The 15,954-nt window shown below is 47.1% G+C and carries 10 protein-coding genes; 5 read left to right on the top strand and 5 right to left on the bottom strand.

All coding sequences use genetic code 11. The annotated features are described in order from the left end of the window. Positions 1-49: 49 nt before the first annotated feature. Entirely contained in the window at positions 50-1,360 is a 1,311-nt protein-coding gene (gene pabB / locus ACYVD4_RS14470; protein WP_460946797.1) for an aminodeoxychorismate synthase component I, read from the bottom strand. Next, positions 1,357-2,352: an NYN domain-containing protein gene (locus ACYVD4_RS14465; RefSeq protein WP_460946795.1), complete on the bottom strand. Its 996-nt coding sequence runs from the start codon at positions 2,350-2,352 to the stop codon at positions 1,357-1,359. Before ACYVD4_RS14465 ends, pabB begins: the two co-directional genes overlap by 4 nt. 277 nt (positions 2,353-2,629) lie before the next feature. Here ACYVD4_RS14465 and hisB point away from each other — a divergent pair, with 277 nt between their 5' ends. From hisB to ACYVD4_RS14445, 4 genes are all read left to right on the top strand, one after another. Beyond that, positions 2,630-3,778, top strand: coding sequence for a bifunctional histidinol-phosphatase/imidazoleglycerol-phosphate dehydratase HisB (hisB, locus tag ACYVD4_RS14460; protein WP_460946793.1), 1,149 nt, complete (start codon positions 2,630-2,632; stop codon positions 3,776-3,778). Between the two features lie 345 nt (positions 3,779-4,123). Continuing rightward, on the top strand, positions 4,124-4,690 hold the full coding sequence (locus ACYVD4_RS14455) for a 1-acyl-sn-glycerol-3-phosphate acyltransferase (RefSeq protein WP_460946791.1): 567 nt from the start codon (positions 4,124-4,126) through the stop codon (positions 4,688-4,690). Positions 4,691-4,840: 150 nt separating this feature from the next. Continuing rightward, the gene (locus ACYVD4_RS14450) at positions 4,841-6,181 is read left to right on the top strand and encodes an MFS transporter (protein WP_460946789.1); all 1,341 of its coding nucleotides are present in this window, start codon (positions 4,841-4,843) and stop codon (positions 6,179-6,181) included. A 23-nt stretch (positions 6,182-6,204) separates the two neighbouring features. Continuing rightward, a complete protein-coding gene (locus tag ACYVD4_RS14445) occupies positions 6,205-7,206 on the top strand; it encodes a zinc-dependent alcohol dehydrogenase (RefSeq protein ID WP_460946787.1) in 1,002 nt (333 codons plus the stop codon). 84 nt (positions 7,207-7,290) lie between these two features. On the opposite strand, the gene ACYVD4_RS14440 is transcribed toward ACYVD4_RS14445, so the two are convergent. From ACYVD4_RS14440 to ACYVD4_RS14430, 3 genes are all read right to left on the bottom strand, one after another. After that, a complete protein-coding gene (locus ACYVD4_RS14440; protein WP_460946785.1) occupies positions 7,291-10,203 on the bottom strand; it encodes a glycoside hydrolase family 9 protein in 2,913 nt (970 codons plus the stop codon). 199 nt (positions 10,204-10,402) lie between these two features. After that, entirely contained in the window at positions 10,403-13,837 is a 3,435-nt protein-coding gene (locus ACYVD4_RS14435) for a ThuA domain-containing protein (RefSeq protein ID WP_460946783.1), read from the bottom strand. Between the two features lie 158 nt (positions 13,838-13,995). After that, complete coding sequence (locus tag ACYVD4_RS14430; protein WP_460946781.1) at positions 13,996-14,766, bottom strand: META domain-containing protein; 771 nt, start codon at positions 14,764-14,766, stop codon at positions 13,996-13,998. A gap of 148 nt (positions 14,767-14,914) precedes the next feature. On the opposite strand from ACYVD4_RS14430, the gene ACYVD4_RS14425 reads away from it, so the two are divergent. After that, on the top strand, positions 14,915-15,829 hold the full coding sequence (locus tag ACYVD4_RS14425) for an LEA/WHy family protein (protein ID WP_460946779.1): 915 nt from the start codon (positions 14,915-14,917) through the stop codon (positions 15,827-15,829). Positions 15,830-15,954: the final 125 nt, after the last annotated feature.

The following is a 15,954-nucleotide window of genomic DNA, read 5'->3' as shown; positions in this document are numbered from 1 at the left end:
GGTGGGATTTAGGGTGGGGTAGTTTAGTTTGGAACGTACCAATTGCTTATTATTCAGAATTGTTACGTTCCAATACCTCTCGAATGGCTTTCGCTTTTAGCAAGCACTCTTCCCATTCCTGAACTGGGTCTGAATCATACGTAATAGCACTGCCAACCGAGAAGGAAAGGTATTGATTTTGAGCATTGTAAAGCAGTGTTCGAATAACAACGTTAAAGTCGAAATCGCCGGTTGGGGTTATAAATCCGATAGCACCCGAATAAACACCACGTCGACTAACTTCCAGTTCATCAATCAATTGCATGCTACGTATCTTTGGTGCGCCCGTCATGCTGCCCATCGGGAAAGCGTTGCGTATGGCCTCGGCCCACGTTATGTTAGGACGTAACGTAGCAGAAATGGTTGAAATCATCTGGTAGACCTGCCTAAAACCGTAAATGCCAAACAATTCATCGACGTGAACGGAGCCGGTCTGAGCACTACGTGCCAGATCGTTACGTACCAGATCGACAATCATCAGATTCTCAGCCCGTTCTTTTTCGGAGTTAAGAAGCTGCGAACGTAACGTAGCATCTTCGTCGGGCGTTTGCCCCCGGCGGATGGTGCCCTTTATAGGTTGCGATAAGATTGTTTGGCCGTCTTTTTTTAGAAAACGTTCCGGCGAAGCACCCATAACGTAGTGATCGCCAATTTTCAGGAAACTCGAAAATGGCATCGGCGAACGTTCATTAAGCGCGCGATACGTAGCAAAGGGTTCAAATGAACTGACATTCTCGGCAAAAAACTCAATGCAGTAGTTCAACTCATACACATCGCCCGAATAGATATACTGCTGAATGCGCCGTACGTTGCTTAAATACGTTTCCTGGTTCACACGTTTCTGAACGTAGCAAGGAGCAGGAGCAACTGATTCAGTTGGTAATACGTACTTGTTGATTTGGCTCAAAAGTTCTGCTACGTCACCGTCGCCCTGAATAATTACCGCATCATCTTCGAAATCAATAATCCATTCTGGTTCAGCAAAATAAATGTCAGGAAATTCGAGTCGGTTCGGGTTGCGGCTGGTTAGGTGTTCGAGCTGATTTTTTAAATCGTAGCCTAAAAAACCTACCAAAAATGATGGCCGTTCTGCGTGGGCGTTATATAATTCCTGAAACGCATCGGGGCCAGAAAACGAAACAACCCGTTTCGCACCTACATAAAGTCGGTTAGGAAACGGGTTATTTGGATAAGAAATAGTATTGTTATTCAGAAAAGCTACAAAGCCGGTTTCATGCGTCTGCTGCGCCAGTGCCCATTCTACAGCTTGCCAGCGCCAGCGTAGTGAATCGGGGAGGGGTACACAGACGCTACGTATCATTGGCCGTGCAGTAACCGCACATCTACGGCAATATCTTTTCCTTCGGAGTTCTGGCCAATCGAAAATTCGACGGGATCATCAACCTGCAATTCGTTAAAGTCCGTATCAATGAGGCTTGTGTAATGAAAAAACAGGTTGTTGGGTGGGAAATTCACAAAGCCATATCCCGTTTTTAGGCTACGTATTGTGCTTACTTTACGACCTTCTGCTCCTTCAATATCGGCAACATTATAATTCGGCTCATCTGAAGGATAATTGTATTCGTCGTTCACATAATTGTTGCCACTGCTGTAATTGCTTCCGTTAGCGGTATGTGAAAAAGTAGGACGGGTCGACTGTGGTTTTACAAACAAATTCTGAATAATGAGATCGTTACGTCGGCTACGGTCGTCAATAACGCCGTGCATACCCACCGGATACGACACTTCTTCCAGCAAATCCTGTGAGGTACGTGTTACCTGCTTTTCGCCCTGTTCATTCAGAAATTCAAAATCCCAACTTAGCACCATGATCCGCGACCCCAGCGTATTGAGCTTGCGAATAAGCGGAACGTAATCGCCATCGGATGTGATGAGCACCACTACGTCGAACTTTTTATATTGAGCCAGTTCGAAGGCTTCCAGCGCCAGCCAAACATCTATGCCTTTTTCCTGCCGGAATCCCTGATACGTTTTGACGGGAAGATAGTGCGTAACTACCCCTTCCGACATGAGGATATCATCGAAAAGACGGTCGTAGAAAAGTTGGTTTCCGCGTTGATTGGCCTCGTGTGCATTTAGCCGACCCCGAAAATAGTGAGCATCAACAATCTGGCACAATCGCTCATTAACGCCTTCTTCCTCAGCTACCTGGCGTCTGATAAATGCGTGTAATCCTGAGATGCTAATACGGCTGCGACGTTCGTGGGAGTAGTTGTAATAATTACTTACGTGTAGAAAATAATTACCGTCATAGAAAACCCCAATGCGGGTTAGTCTTGATTCTGCTGGCATGTTTTACCTTAACTGTATGAAAGTGTAATACTAATGTGTTTACGATTTTCCTTTACTATGGATATGGATTAGGTGCTAGAGGCTGAACTATTTTTAGGGATAAAAAATGTACAAGTTTTAGTTACTACGGTATGAAAAATTACTACAAACCTAAAGAGAAAGGTAGAATATGGTTGGTATAGAGACGTATTACGATGGATAGGTGTTATGCAAACATAATACATTTTCGTGGGAAACACAGCGGAATAGTATCTTTGTCGGCTCATAACTGCCGATTATGCAAAAAATCCTGTTTATAGACCGCGACGGTACGCTTATCGTTGAACCTCAACCCGACCAGCAGGTCGACTCACTAGCTAAACTCGACTATATTCCGAACGTATTGTCGGCGCTGCGAAAAATTGCCGAAGAAACCGATTTTAGACTCGTGATGGTGACCAATCAGGATGGGTTGGGTACCGATTCGTTTCCGGAAGATACGTTCTGGCCCGCGCACAATAAGATGATGGCTACGTTCGCTGGCGAAAATATACACTTTCCCGGTGTGCATATCGACCGACATTTTCCACGCGATAATTCGTCAACGCGTAAGCCCGGAATTGGGATGTTGACCGAATACATGAATGGGGATTATGACCTGAAAAACAGCTATGTTATCGGCGACCGCCTGACCGATGTTCAGTTGGCTATAAATCTGGGAGCTAAAGCCATTCTATTTTTGCCGCCCAATGGCCTCGATACCGTGCAAACCGCCGATATCGGTGGCCTGACCGACGATCTACGTAGCGCCATTGCGTTTAAAACCGACGACTGGAACAAGATTTACGAATTTCTGCGACTTCCCGCTCGAACAGCTACGGTTGAACGTAACACCAAAGAGACGCAGATTCGTGTAGAACTGAACCTCGATGGACAGGGGCGGGCCGACATTCATACAGGATTAGGATTCTTCGATCACATGCTCGATCAGGTGGCAAAACATTCGGGTGCTGATCTATCGATTCGGGTAAATGGCGATCTGCATATCGACGAACATCATACCATTGAAGATACGGCACTGGCACTTGGCGAAGCCTATCGGCGTGCACTTGGCGATAAGAAGGGTATTAGTCGGTATGGATTTTTATTGCCGATGGACGAAGCACTGGCGCAGGTTGGTATTGATTTTTCGGGTCGTCCGTGGCTGGTTTGGGATGCTGAATTCCGGCGGGAGAAAATCGGTGATATGCCTACCGAAATGTTTTATCACTTCTTCAAATCGTTTTCAGATACAGCACAATGCAATCTGAATATCAAGGTCGAAGGTGATAACGAGCATCATAAAATCGAAGCGATTTTTAAAGCCTTTGCCAAATCGATCAAAATGGCGGTTCGGCGCGACATTAAAGAACTCGACAATCTCCCAAGCACAAAAGGTGTATTGTAAGAAAGCATTCGTTATTGGTTTATAGTTGACCCCAACAAGCTCTGACTGTCGGAATCGTGATAGCCAGAGCTTATTGGAGCCAATTATAAACTAACGACAATTGACTAATTCCTGACGACTGTGAACTTTTTCTGTTTACTTTTGCATCTGAATTCAACTGAATATTAACATGGATTTATCGACTCCGTTAACCATTCTGTTCTATGTTGTTCTGCTGGCAGCTTCGTTTGTTACGGGCCGTTGGCTGGAGCGCAACGACCGGAAGTACTAATGCAACAGGTAGTGCTTAGGGAATCGTATCTTTGTTATTCGTTCCTAAACACTACCTGTTAACTACCAACGTATATGCTCAGCGCCATTCTCCGCTGGTTATTTCATATTGCTGGATGGCGATCTGTGAACTCTATTCATCAGATTCCTAAAGCAATTTGGGTAGTAGCTCCGCATACAACCAACTGGGATTTTCTGATTGGTTTAGGGTCACGGGCCACTACCAGAATCTGGATTCAATACCTCGCTAAAAGTTCGTTATTCAATTGGTATTCAGGTTGGTTTTTTCGGGCTACGGGCGGGAGACCCGTATATCGTGATAAGTCGCACAATCTGGTCGACACAATTGTTACGATGTTTAACCAGAATGAACGTCTCCACATCTGCATCGCGCCCGAGGGTACACGTAGTAACGTTACCAAACTCAAAACCGGGTTTTATTACATTGCGCTAAAAGCCAATGTACCACTTATTCTAACCGGCTTCGATTGGCCCCGTAAAGTTGTCATCTTTAGTAATCCATTCTACGTAACAGGTGATTATCAGCGTGATATGACCTTCATCTATGAATTCTTCTCGCAGATACATGGCGAAAAGAAAGATTGGTTAAAGCGTTGGGAAGAAACCGGCGTTATTGACTAAAAAATGTCTGTTACGTTATTGCAGAGCTTTGTAAAAGCTCTGTCAATACGTTTAACGATACGTAGATTTCCATTGGAATTACGATCAAAAAGCGAAAGCCGGAGATAGTTTGACCCCTAATCCTTTCTTTTAACCCGATTGTTTGACTGAATGGCTTCTCCCGCAATCGAAACTTCACCATCTACTACGTCTTCTGTCGATCTGTTGCATCGGCCTATGTCGTCATTTCAATGGCTGATGGTCTTTATGTGTTTTATCCTGAATTTCAACGACGGGATTGACGTACTGATTGTCTCGTTTTCCAGTACAGCCATCATGGCCGAGTGGGATCTGTCGAAAATTGAAATGGGGTACATTTTTAGTGCCGGATTGGCAGGAATGACACTCGGTTGTTTTCTGATTGCTCCGCTGGCCGACCGAGTGGGTCGACGGAATATTTTTCTGGTTTCAGTCGGAATGATTGCTATTGGAATGTTGGGGGTAGGGGTGTGCACAAAATACGGCCAGATGCTCGCACTACGTTTCCTGACGGGCCTTGGTATCGGCGGAATTTTGCCAACAATGGCGGCTACGGCGGCTGAGTTTTCTAACAGGAAATACCGCGACTTTAACGTCGGGCTGGTGCAGGCGGGTTGGCCCATCGGTGCTATTCTGACGGGTTTTTTCAGTGCTAAATATATGCCTGTCTACGGCTGGCACAGTGCCTTTCTAGTGGCAGGTTGTATTGCGCTGGTCATGTGGGTACTCACGGCACTCTTTATGACCGACTCACTTGAGTTTATGCTTAATAAGCGCTCGACCGATGGTCAAACAACTGCTACGTTGACGTCGGTAAATACATTGCTTGTGCGTATGAATGCTAAGCCAATTACTACGTTGCCAATTCCGCAGCAAGAAAGTACACAGCCAGGTGTATCGGCTTTGTTTAGTCCACACTATCAACGTAGTACGTTAACAGTATGGATAGGTACTTTCTTTGGGTTTATGACGCTTTATACGTTAATGAGTTGGGTACCGACCATCGCCAAAGATGCAGGACTGCCGTTCGAACTGGCAACGGGTGTGGGTATTATGCTGAATATTGGTGCGGCTCTGGGTTCCGCTTCAATTGGTGCGATTGGCAGCCGATTCGGTCTGCGGCAAAGTATTCTGACGTTTATGCTGACTGCGTTTGTCATCATGCAACTGTATGCATTTGTGCCGTTGACAACTGTACTGATTTTCGGCTTGGTGTTGCTGATTGGTTTTTTTGTACAGGGCGGGTTTAATGGCATCTGGCCCACCCTATCCCGCTTATATTCAGCGTCTATTCGGGCAACGGGTGTGGGTTATACGGTTGGTATCGGACGATTGGGAGCCATTCTGGGGCCGCTTTTGTTTGGTTATCTTTCTGATGGCGGCCTAAGTGTACAGTCTCTGTTTGTTCTCTTTTCTGTGCCCCTGCTCATTATGGGGGTCTGCATCTGGTCGATAAAATCGGATCGACTCTAAGTTCTTTATTCCTTCGTGTTTAGATGAAAGCCTTTTTTTTAGAAAACCCACATCAATTATCCGTTCGAAACATTCCTGTTCCGGAACCGAAACCGGGTGAAGTGCGGGTTAAACTGACAAAAGTAGGTATTTGTGGCTCCGATGTGCACCTGTTTCTAGGGCACCGACTACTTGCCAAACCAACGGTTATTGGTCACGAGGGTTACGGATTTATCGACAAAGTGGGCGAGGGAGTTATTAGTAGAATCGTTGGTGAACGGGTTGTGATCGAACCGAATATTCCGTGTATGAATTGCCGGTTCTGTTATACTGGAAAAGAATACATCTGTCCGAATAAGCGTGTAATTGGTTTAACCGAAAACGGCTGTTTTGCGGAGTATGTTTGTCTGCCATCGACGTTCTGCTGGGCTATTCCTGACGAAATTGATGCCGCCGATGCAGTTTGTATTGAACCAACGGCAGTGAGTGTGCACGCCCTTTTCTCATCGTCGGCACGCTCGGGCGATACCATTGCTGTTGTTGGATTAGGTGCAATCGGTTTGTTGTTGACACATATTGCACTGCGGCTAGGCTATCGGGTACTGGTCAGTGAGGTCAACGAAGTAAAGTTGCAAAAAGCTTTGGGAGAAGGAGCCATTGCCGTTCAGGGCGACGTTGCAACAGTAAATGCAAGTTGGGAAGCGTATCAGGTGGCGGCTGTTTTTGAATGTGCAGGATCGGCCGGAGCTGCATCGATGGTAGCGGCTGCGGCACCGCGTGGGTCTGAAATTGTTCTGGTTGGTTTGTCAGAAAAACCGGCTCAGTTTACTCCTCTCAAAATTGCCCGCGAAGGCATTACCATCGTTCCGTCGATTATTTATCAGCACCCCACCGATTTCCGCCGAACCATCGAACTTATCCGCCGAAAACAGATTTCGCCTTCAACCATTATTTCGGGTTATTACCCAATCGATCATCTACAGGAAGCATTCGAAAAAGCCGTAACCGGCTCCGAAAGCAAACTGATTATCGAACTTGCTGATTAAGATGTGATCTATTTATCGTATTAATGTGCGGACAGAATGTCCGCGTTACAGGTCGAACGTAACGCGGACATTCTGTCCGCATAGCTAGTTGGCTAACTGCAATTTGCCTCCGTTTACATAGTTGAGTTTTCCTCTTAGGTCTACGTTTTTAGCATTCACTGTCACTGCGTCAATCGTTACGTTGTGCGTCGGCTGAATCAGTACGTTCTCCGAACTGGTTGGTATTCGTCCGCAAGCCCAAGTGGTTGGGTCGTTCCAGTTACCCGATTTTATGCTCGCCATTATGTCGGTGCCACACGGTGCTACGTCGATGTATTTCATAGCTTGCGAAATCAAACGAACGTAAGCACCCTGCGAGTAAATGGCCGGTTCATTGATTTGCCACGAATTTTCCGGATAACTTGTATTCCAGGCTTTGTACGATTTCTGAATGGGCTGATTCTGAGGAGGAGAAATGATTATTCCGGCTTCATTCGTATACGTCGGATTGGCGCCACCCATTACGTAGCCCGGTGGCGGATTGGTGTCGAAAGCCGTTCCATCGCCGAACCAGGAGTGATACATGGTTGGTGCCGTAAACTCGCCACCGTGTTCTTCCATGTTGGTCAGATAAGCATAATCCGTGGGGTTTACGCCATGCAGATAATGTACAAAACCCATCGCGGCATCGCGGTAATTCGCTTTGTTGACAGTATCCTGCGCGTAGGCATTCATCGCGAAAAACATATTGCCCTGATGCGCTTTGGTCTCGTTACTCCCCCAGGTATAATTGTCATTTTTCAGGAAAGCCCGATACGCATCCGACTGATTCAGATAGGAAGGAAGGTTATCTGAATTATTCGTTTTTAGACTGCCCGCATAGGTCGATAAGATATTGTTTTTGACCGACGTAGTAGCGCCCGATGCTTTGGTATAATACAGCAGCGCATCCTGATACGTAGCTTCGAACGGATAAGCAAATCCCCATTGCACCAGATGAATTTGGTTATAATTCGCGTCGAAAAAGGTTCGATACGTAGTATTCCCGGTCAATACGTATAAAAAAGCAGCCGCTGCTACGCGCCGGGCAAGCCGGTCGTGATCCGTACCGATAGCAGATGCGCTTTGAAATCCAGCGTTACTGAAGGCGACCGACGGGTTGGTGTTGGCCCAGTTATAGGCGTTTATGGCCGCTGTTTGTAACGTAGTACCATAAGCCTGCATAGTAGGATCAGCCAATGATTTAAACTGAATAGCCGCCAACGCAAATACAGCGGCTCCGGTAGCCGTAGCATCGGTACTAGCGGCTCCATATCGGCGGAAATTGCTATCGGCACTCGGGGGCGACGTGGCACTGAAATCTGTTACCGACACTTTATGCAGTAACGATCCGTTGGTTTGTTGCATCCGAAGTAGCCAGTCGAGTTCCCATTTCAACTCGTCCAGCAAATCCGGGACGCTGTTTCCTGATTCGGGAATGTTGAAATCATCGGTCCAGACCGTCGGATTTTCCTGATACGCCAATAACATATCGACCATCGGGCCATAGGTAAACGGAACGTATTTGTTGTAATCACCCGCATCGAACCACCCGCCCCGCAAATCTTTCGACGTAGCGGCTGACGTATTGCTTACCAATCGACAGTCGGTATCCTGTTGGGTTCCGAGAAAGGCTGCGCCATCGGTCCACGGACTTTCAGCGTAGGGCGTTTGTTTGGCGAGCCCGCTACGTTGGTAATAAAAAACGCGCGTGGCCTGTTTTAGTACGTCCTGATAAACCGTATTACCAATCACAAACGGATAGGATTTCCTGTCTTTACCGACGTCGTAAACGTAGTACGTACCGGGCGTTTGCACGCTTGAGAAATCGAACCACCACACTTTATCGCCCGATTGTGCGTGTGTGGCGCCACCGTTCCAGACGGTAGGTGCGCCCTGAAAAACAACCGCGTTGGTAGTGGCATTTCTAAGTTGATACGTAGCAGATGGCGTAAACGGCTGGCTCGCGTTATAGCCCGTCTGCGGATTACTGATGACGGCAATTTTCTTCGCTAAAGGCACGTAGCCGAACTGATCGACTTTAATCGGATTACCAGCTGCCGTTGGTTCTGTCGGTATGGCTAACTGATAACCCTTAAAGAAATTCCACATGGTTTGCGCTGCGTTGAACGTCGATGGCCAGCCATGCGTAGCGTCTTTGGTCATAATCAGCACCACTTTCTTTCCCGAACCGCAAAAAGTCAGCGAATCGACGGTTGGGTTGAGTGTACTAGTCGAATAAGTCCCCCAGTTATTGCAACCAAGTCCCGCGTAAGATGATAAAGGCCAGACGTAGGCAGGTGTTTTTGGATAAGGCTGAATCGGTGGCGTCACAGTATTATCACCAGCACTATGAACGTGCATCACCGGAATAGGTATGTAATTTCCAGCGGTAAAGTAATTGCTCTGATACGTATTATTTCCCCATAAACTAGCCGCTACAGGGGCAATGGCCGCGATTTTGTTCGGCAGTGCCATACTTAGAAAATAGCACATAAATCCACCCCCCGAATGCCCCGTAGCATATACCCGATTCCGATTGATCTTATACGTTTGGGCGAAATAATCGATCAGATCGGAGGTAAATAAAACATCGTCGGGTGCATTAGGATCGGGTGGATTTGGGCCGTTGGTATCGTCAGCCGAACCAAATCCCGGCGACGTATCGGCGTATTTATTAAACTGAATTCCACCGCCTACCGTAACCGCATTCGGGTAAACGACAATAAAATTCTGACTATTCGCTACGTTATCCAGACCGGCATAAGCCTGCAAACCTGCCCCATTTCCGCCATCGCCATGAAACGCAATAACAAGCGGAAGATTAGCCGATGGCGACGTAGCAGGCAAGTGATAGGAGAAGGTTCGTGTGCGCCCGCCCGACGTAATACTGCCCGTACCGTTTACCGGATTTTGCGACCAGCCTTTATAGGCCAAACATAAGTTTAGTGTCAATAGAAAAATAGAAATGCTTTTCATAACCGCTACGTGTTTTTGGTAAATTAGATTTGGTTGCTAAAGTGCCTGATAACGTAGCAAATAACCAGAAAAGTAAATTTCGAGAAGCGACTTTCCGCGTAAACGGTCGTTTTTTATGAATGAATTGACATTAGTATAAAACAGAAACGCCCCGACCAAAATTGGTTGGGGCGTTTGTCCAAAAAACACACTATAGTAACTACATGCCCTGTGTGTCAAATTCGACTTTATCGACAGCGAACAAAGCGTTCTGTCCTGCGTTGGGATTCACAAAAACGAGGTAGAGTTTGTGTACGCCCTGAATCGGTTGCCGAATCGGTAGTTTCACTGGACCCATTGTTCCCTGTTTCACTTCGGCTTCGCCAATCAATGGGCCTGTTGGTGAGTTAAGCCGGGCTTCCAGCTTACCACCTGCGGTTTGTGTAGTCGAGGCAAAAACCGTTGGTGAAATCTGCTCGATTCCGGTCAGGTCAATGTCTTTAAACGCAATGTAACTTCCTGACTTTGTGCCAATAGCAGCAGGGCCAACTTTCGGAATATCGTACTGGAAGATGTCTTGCTTCATATCAGCCGAAACCGCTTTGATCGACGGCGAACGTAGCGCCAGCGACGTAGCGCCCGTCAGCGGTCCGATAATGCCGTTACCCTTATCGGTATACGTAGCGGTCAGGATATACGAGCCATCTTTTTTCTGCTGAGCCGGAACGTAATCGCCACTGATGGGCTTACGGTTAGCCGCTTTTTCGTCGGCCAGTGCCAGAATATATTTAACCATGTCGGTCACTTCGCTTTCTTTCAACTGTGGGTGCGCGCTCATGGCCTGTTCGCCCCAGACACCGCCACCGCCCGTAATGATTTTACGAACCAGTTTGCTCTCTGAACCCGTGCCTTTATACTTTTTCGCTACGTCGATGTAAGCTGGCCCAATCGATTTCTGATCGACGGTGTGGCAAGCTTTGCAGTCGCTCAGGTCAATCAGCCGTTTGCCGGTTGAGAAACCCGTATTAGCCTGATGACCTTGCGCGAGCATCGTTTTGTCGAAGCCTTCGAGGTAATCGATGGTCATTGTTACGTCGTCGGGGCTAATGCCTTTCTGTAACGTACCGTCTTCTTTATCAACCACTTTGACGGCATATTTAACCGGCTTGTTCGGGAAATAGAAGGTTTTGTTGCCCGCAACACTTACTTCAACTTTCGGCTCGTCGTTACCGACTTTAATTTCCATCGTTTTTGTCGCTACGTTCCCGACTGCGTCGGTGATTTTTAACGTAGTAGGATAAACGCCGGGTTTGGTGAACGTAACAGTGGGCGAAGCGGTCGTTTGCTTAGGCATCGCTTTCCCGAACAACCATTCGTATTTCAGCGCGTCGCCGTCATAATCAATGGATTTTTTACCGTCAAATTTTACCGTTAGCGGAGCCGCACCTACTGTTTTATTGGCCGATGCTATCGCTACAGGCTTACGGTTTCCGGCGTTATACGTAATGCGTGACAAACGGGCATCATCATTGGCTCCAAACCATTTCTGTCCGTACTCAATTGTATACAATGAACCATCATTGGCAAACTGCATATCGATTACGTGCGAAAATTTCGTGCTGGGCATGAAGGTTTCCATCTTCACGAAATCGCCGTTTTCTTTCATCGTAACCGGATGAATCCAGTCGCGAATCCAATCATAAGCGAAGAATTTTCCGTCGTAATGGCGGGGAAATTTGACACTACTTTCGGCATAGTCGTCGTAGTAATAAACAGGGCCACCCATGGCGTTACGGCCACCTTTGCCCACAATCTCGCCAAACTCGGGCGAATCGGCGTAGGGGTAATAAATGTACGCTTTTTGAGCTGGTGGCAATTCGCGCAGACCCGTGTTGTTGGGCGAATCGTTAATTGGTTTCATTGGGTCGAAAAGCGCGCCAGTAGTGCTGTCGGCAAAGGTGCGTGTGCGATACGGACGATTATCGGCCACAAACAACGGCCAGCCAAAATAACCTGCCTGACGCGCCTGATTTACCTCATCGTGACCGCGAGGGCCGTATTTTTCGCTGTTTTCGCCCGCGTCAGGACCAACTTCACCCCAGTATAAAAAGCCGGTACGCTGATCGACCGAAATGCGGTATGGATTCCGGTTTCCCATTACGTAGATTTCTGGACGTGCTTTGGGATTGCCTTTCGGGAACAGGTTTCCTTCGGGAATGGTGTACGTACCGTCAGCTTCGGGATGGATACGGATGATTTTTCCCCGTAAATCGTTGGTATTGCTCGAAGTCAGACGAGCGTCCCAGCCGCTACGTCCTGCGCGTTCATCGATGGGCGCATAACCGTTAGAGTTAAACGGGTTAGTATCGTCGCCGGTAGAGAGATAGAGGTTCCCTTTTTTATCCCACGCAATCGAACCGCCCGTGTGGCAACAGCCGTCACGCTTAACCGGAATCGTCAGCAGCACTTTCTCCGTATTCAGCAGAACGGTGTCCTTTACGTCGTCATACACAAAACGGGACAGGTGTTGCGCCGTATCGGCCACACTCTGTCCCGTCAGGGGTGAATAAAACGCATAAATCCATTTGTTCTGTTTAAAATTTGGGTCGATGTTTAATCCCATCAATCCATACTCGAACTTGGTGAATACCGGGAAGTTAGCGACCGTTTTTACTGTTTTTTTTTTAGGATCGTAGACGCGCAATTCGCCTTTACGTTGTGCATAAAGAACTTTGCCGTTGTCGAGTACCGCCAGCTCGGTTGGCTCGTCCATACCCGAAATCAGTACGTGCTGTTCGAAGCGATTTTCTTCGGGAAACGGCTGCGTTTTTGCCTGACCAAACTTCAGGCTGGTTGCCATCACCGATTTGATTCCACCCAGCAGATGCTGTAAAAAAAGTGGGTCAGCATACGATTCATCGGTATGCCCGCCACCCGTATAGAATGCTTTTCCGCCATCGAAGTCGTGATGCCAGATAAACGGGTGATTATCGCCGTTTTTGCCGCCTTCGTAAGTTTTTTCGTCTAGCTTACCCAATACTTTTAGTTCGGGCTGGATGCTTTTGTAGCTATACCATTCGTCCCAACGCTTCCAGCGGTCGGGCAGCATTTTGGTTGATGGGTGATTTTTATCGACGATTTCTATTTCTGCGTTCTGTTGCTTCGGGTGGTGTAGGAAATACGCGCCCACCAGTTTGTTGTACCAGGGCCAGTCATACTCCGTATCGGCGGCTGCGTGAATACCCGCAAAGCCACCACCTGCCTGAATATATCGCTCAAAAGCAGCCTGTTGCGCATCGTCCAATACGTTGCCTGTTGTGCTCAGCCAGATAACCGCCCCGTATTGCTTGAGGTTAGCTTCGTTAAATTTAGAGGCATCTTCGGTTGTGTCGACAGCAAATCCGTTTTCCTGACCAAGTTTCATTATGGCTCGTTTCCCGGCCGGAATCGATGAATGCCGGAAGCCCTTAGTTTTTGAAAAAACCAGCACCTTATTCAGAGCCAGCGGAGCCGAAACCGAGCTTGTTGCTGGTTTTGCAGCCGCAGCGCGTTTCGCCATTGTTTGCGCCCAGGCTGTTTCCGAAATGCCAGCGGTAGCAACTGCCAATGCACCCGTCAGCAGCATGACACGCGAGGGGAGCCGTAGGTTTTTCATAGAGATTAACGATTTATACAGATTGGTTGGAGGTATCGACGACGTAGTGAAAGCTTAACTTATTCGACGATACAATTGACTTTTAGTAAGAAGCAAAACTAACAAAAAAGCGAACGCCATCGGGTGATCGTTCGCTTTATACAAAGATTAAAATAAGGCTAATCTACTTTCTTGAAGGTCATCACCGACGTACCGCTACGTAGCAGAACAAGCTTTCCCTGACCGATTCGATACGTTACGGGTGTGCTGAGCGCATTCAGAAAGTTTTTCTCAAAATCACCAACGGAACCTGCACAAGCCATTTTGGTCGTAATTAATGGCCCAAACAGAATCTGGTGCGTATCGGCGATGATGGAGCCACTGAGCCGATTGCAACCCGTGGTACCTGTTACACGACCTTCTGTCAGCGAAATTTCGAGTCGTGGTAATTCATTGCGTAGTCCCCCGGCGCTAACAGGTTTGCCCTGAAATTCGGTCAGTACCCAAATGTCCTGCAACGTAGCAAGCTGCCGTAACGATACGCCACAACCAACGTAGTTTTTGCCTCGCAAACTTACTTCAACCCGATAATCGAGCCGATGCCCCGTTTTTTTGTCAACACAACTATCGGGTCTGAACAATACGCTCATGTGCCCCGCGTCGACAGGTATGTTATAGCGAATTACACCGTCTGGATCGTTCTGGCGTTCGGGAACAGTTACCTCAAGGCTATCTTTTCCGGGAGCAGCGAAACGTAGCATTCCCTTCGATGAATTTATTGTCAACGACCAACTAGGGTCATGGCCAATAGCGACCAGTTCATCACCCGATTTGAGATAACGGCTATAATCGGCCGGAGTTGGAACAGGGGTAAGCATAGCTGCAAACTGGGTCGACGGGCGACGGCAGGCAATACTCAAAAAGATAAGGCCAAACAAAAGCGCGCGCATGGCAAATTGCTGAATTCAGTGTATTTGTAAGACTTCCTGGCGCCGGAAAAGTTTAATCAATACGTAGTAAATAAACCGTTTGGCAGTTCTAAAAAACAGTACGTTGCTACGTTGGTTGATATGCTTACGCTAAGCAGAACAATACGTTATGAAAAAGGGATGGATTATTGCATTGAGTGTACTATTTCTGGTTGTTATCGGTGGCTACGTATGGTATAGCCAACTGAAAAATAAAGCAGCGCAGGAAGAAGGCCCCTACGATAACACGCTTAAACCTCGGCTGGAACTAACCCGTATGACGATTACGGACATAAGCGAAGAGTCGATGACGGTCAATATGTATATGCTGATCGACAATCCATTGCCGATTGGTTTTGAAGCGCACCAGATGGATTATACCGTATACATTGCCGATACGCCTGTGGTGCAGGATGCGTACCGAAAACCAATTGCGATAGAAGCTGGTGATAGTACGTTGTTGAAACTGCCAGTGAAAATAAAAGCCGAAAAAGCAACCAACGTATTGAAAACGCTCGAAGCGAAAGGTATAGACAGCACTACCTATAAAGTCAGATCGACGTTCGCGCTCGATATTCCGATACTGGGTGAGAAAACGTTTTCTGTAACGATTGAACGACGGTTGCCAACGTTCTATATTCCGAAGATAAAAATCGACGATATTGACTTTGGCCCACTCGGTTTGAAACGTACCGACGTAGCAACAAAAGTACTGGTAACGAATAAAAATAAGATTCCATTCAACATCACTGATGCGCGTTACACGGTTAAAATCGACGGAAAGGAAATTGCCGACGGGCAGCAGACAGATCCGATTTTGATCAAGGCTCAAGCAACTACACCCGTTATTTTTCCGGTGACGGCCCGACCGGGAAAAACGCTTAGTGTATTGCCCAAAATGCTGTTCGACAAAAAAGATACGCCCTACGTAGTGAATTTCAGTTGTAAGCTGGTCGATAAAAACGATAATCCAATGGTGCAGGACAGCAAGTTTATGGCAACGATAACGGGCACACTGGATGACTTTAAAAAACTGAAAAAATAATTGACTTCTAAAATCGTTTTCGAGGCTTCCGTTTCCGTTAATACGTATTTTGACAATTATCCTGGTCGAAAACGTAAATTTTAGATGCTACGTAGTGAGATATGTTCAGAATGTCGCATTTTTAC

This window comes from Spirosoma daeguense (genome assembly GCF_054776875.1).
The sequence above is the reverse complement of the archived record's forward strand: the minus strand, read 5'-3'. Positions and strand labels throughout refer to the sequence as shown.

Bases quoted from the DNA above. Each gene is read 5' to 3' on its own strand.
- ACYVD4_RS14445 (WP_460946787.1), top strand. From the start codon at position 6,205: ATGAAAGCCTTTTTTTTAGAAAACCCACATCAATTATCCGTTCGAAAC.
- ACYVD4_RS14440 (WP_460946785.1), bottom strand. From the start codon at position 10,203: ATGAAAAGCATTTCTATTTTTCTATTGACACTAAACTTATGTTTGGCC.
- ACYVD4_RS14435 (WP_460946783.1), bottom strand. From the start codon at position 13,837: ATGAAAAACCTACGGCTCCCCTCGCGTGTCATGCTGCTGACGGGTGCA.
- ACYVD4_RS14455 (WP_460946791.1), top strand. From the start codon at position 4,124: ATGCTCAGCGCCATTCTCCGCTGGTTATTTCATATTGCTGGATGGCGA.
- ACYVD4_RS14425 (WP_460946779.1), top strand. From the start codon at position 14,915: ATGAAAAAGGGATGGATTATTGCATTGAGTGTACTATTTCTGGTTGTT.
- pabB (WP_460946797.1), bottom strand. From the start codon at position 1,360: ATGATACGTAGCGTCTGTGTACCCCTCCCCGATTCACTACGCTGGCGC.
- ACYVD4_RS14450 (WP_460946789.1), top strand. From the start codon at position 4,841: ATGGCTTCTCCCGCAATCGAAACTTCACCATCTACTACGTCTTCTGTC.
- hisB (WP_460946793.1), top strand. From the start codon at position 2,630: ATGCAAAAAATCCTGTTTATAGACCGCGACGGTACGCTTATCGTTGAA.
- ACYVD4_RS14430 (WP_460946781.1), bottom strand. From the start codon at position 14,766: ATGCGCGCGCTTTTGTTTGGCCTTATCTTTTTGAGTATTGCCTGCCGT.
- ACYVD4_RS14465 (WP_460946795.1), bottom strand. From the start codon at position 2,352: ATGCCAGCAGAATCAAGACTAACCCGCATTGGGGTTTTCTATGACGGT.